We start from the raw sequence: 2383 nt of genomic DNA, 5'->3' as shown, positions 1-2383 counted from the left end.
GTAAGCGTCCGCCCAACTCACCTTGCGTAAGTCAGGCCGGCACCCACTGATGCGGCAGCAATTGCCCGATCTCACTGGCCCGCTGTGTCGGCAACCGCGTCAACACATCCTTGAGATAGGCATACGGATCATGCCCATTCATGCGCGCCGACTGGATCAGGCTCATGATCGCCGCGGCCCGTTTGCCACTGCGCAGCGACCCGGCAAACAACCAGTTCGAGCGTCCGAGCGCCCATGGCCGTATCTGGTTCTCCACCTGATTGTTGTCGATAGGCACAGCCCCATCGTCCAGGTAGCGCGTCAGCGCTACCCAGCGTTTCAGGCTGTAATCGAGGGCTTTGGCCGTGGCTGATCCGTTCGGCACCAGATCGCGCTGGGCCAACATCCAGTCATGCAGTGTTTTGCTGATCGGTACCGCCATTTCCTGACGTATTCGCCAACGGTCTTCGTTGCTCATATCCCGAGCCTGGCGTTCAACCTCGTACAAACCGCCAATCGAGTGCAGCGCCTGTTCGGCCAGCTGACTTTTGTTCGCGACATGCAGGTCGAAGAACTTGCGGCGAGCATGAGCCATGCAGCCGATTTCAGTAATGCCTTGGTCAAAACCAGCTTTGTAGCCCGCGAAGTCATCGCAGACCAACTTGCCGTTCCAGTTGCCCAGGAAGTTACGTGCGTGTTCGCCAGCACGGCTTGGGCTGAAATCGTAAACCACAGCATTGAGCGCCGAAAACGGCGTCGTGCTATAGGCCCAGACATAGGCTCGGTGGGTTTTCTTCTCGCCCGGCGCAAGCATTTGCACCGGTGTTTCATCAGCGTGAATCACGCCTTGGTTCAGCACGGCTTCACGCAGTGCATCGACCAGCGGCTGGAGCCGCACACCGGTTTGTCCGACCCACTGAGCCAAGGTCGAGCGAGCAATTTCCAACCCGGCGCGGCCAAAGATTTTCTCCTGCCGGTACAGCGGCAAATGATCGGCAAACTTGGCCACCATGACGTGGGCCAGCAAGCCTGCGGTCGGGATGCCTTTGTCGATCACCTGCGCCGGCACTGGCGCCTGGATCAGTGTTTCGCACTGACGGCAGGCCCATTTGCCACGCACATGTTGCTCGACGGTAAACACGCCCGGTGTGTAATCCAGCTTCTCGCTGACGTCTTCGCCGATGCGTTGAAGTTGGCAGCCACAGGCGCACTGGGTGTTTTCGGGTTCGTGACGAATCACCGTGCGTGGAAACTGCGGCGGCAATGGTGCACGTTTGGGCGATTGCCGTGGCTCAGACTGTGACGAAGTGGGAAGAAGCTGTTTCAGCTCGGCCTCAATCGCTTCAAGGTCTGTATCGAGCAGGTCATCCAGCAAGCTGCCTTGCGCCGGGCTGATTTGCTCGCTGCGCTTGGCAAACTTGTGGCGTTTGAGCAGGGCGATTTCGAACTTGAACTGTTCGATGAGAGTTCCATCGTTCTGGATCTTCTTGCTCATCGCCTCGACCTGGGACTGCAACTGCAACGCCCGTGCCGCCAAGGCACGAAGCTGTTCCGGGGTCATCTGGTCGAGGTTGGGCGAAAAAGTCATGCCGCCGATTGTGCCAGAGCAGGCACAGAACGACGACAAGTAGACCGGCCAAATGGCCGGCGTTTACAGCATGCTGATCACACCGCCTGCACCGACACGCTGCCACGGCAGGCCCAGCACCAAGGCCTGAAGTTGTTCGCTGTCGAGTTCAACCTCGCATCCATGGCGAATGCCGGGCCAGTGAAACTTGCCTTGATTCAGTCGCCGCGCAGCAAGCCAGACTCCCACGCCGTCGTGCACCAGCACTTTCATTCGGTTAGCCCGGCGATTGGCGAACAGGTAAGCGCAGTGCGGCTTCGCCGCACCGAACACCGCGACCACCCGGGCCAATGCCGTTTCGGTGCCGGCGCGCATGTCCATCGGCTCGGTGGCCAGCCAGATCGCATCGATGCGGATCATTGAGTGACAGCCCGGATAAATTGCGCGCAACCCTCAGGATCCGAGGCTGGCCATTTCACCGTGATCACTTGCCCAGTCATGGGCAACTCGATGATCACTGAGGCTTCGGCTGGCCGTTTAGGTGCGGCTTTTAGCGGGACAAATGCTGGCAAAGAGGTTGCTGCGGGCGGGTCTCGATAGAGCGGCAGCCATTTGCGGATGACGTTGGCGTTGATGCCGTGACTGATGGCGACACTGGACACGGTTGCGCCAGGTTGCAGGCATTCCTGAACAACCTGGGCTTTGAATGGTTTCGGATAAGAGCTTCGTTGGCGCATGGAAATCCTGGCGATAAGGGTGATCGCGTCCGCTTAAAAATACGCGGACACCATCGCCCTTAATGCTGGAGTTCGGAAGGTGAGTTCGCCGGACGCTTAC

3 protein-coding genes are annotated in these 2383 nt (G+C 59.1%); all 3 read right to left on the bottom strand.

Annotated elements, in window-relative coordinates:
* Positions 1–31: 31 nt before the first annotated feature.
* Positions 32–1567 (bottom strand): IS66 family transposase, encoded by a 1536-nt coding sequence (gene tnpC, locus V7787_RS52670; RefSeq protein ID WP_236186668.1) that lies wholly within the window; start codon positions 1565–1567, stop codon positions 32–34.
* A gap of 63 nt (positions 1568–1630) precedes the next feature.
* Positions 1631–1966: an IS66 family insertion sequence element accessory protein TnpB gene (gene tnpB, locus V7787_RS52665; protein ID WP_236186666.1), complete on the bottom strand. Its 336-nt coding sequence runs from the start codon at positions 1964–1966 to the stop codon at positions 1631–1633.
* Positions 1963–2283: an IS66-like element accessory protein TnpA gene (gene tnpA / locus V7787_RS52660; RefSeq protein ID WP_236186664.1), complete on the bottom strand. Its 321-nt coding sequence runs from the start codon at positions 2281–2283 to the stop codon at positions 1963–1965. Before tnpA ends, tnpB begins: the two co-directional genes overlap by 4 nt.
* Between the last annotated feature and the right edge of the window lie 100 nt (positions 2284–2383).

The organism is Pseudomonas sp. CGJS7, assembly GCF_036961695.1.
Note: the sequence above shows the minus strand (reverse complement) of the source record. Positions and strands in the feature narration are given on the sequence as shown.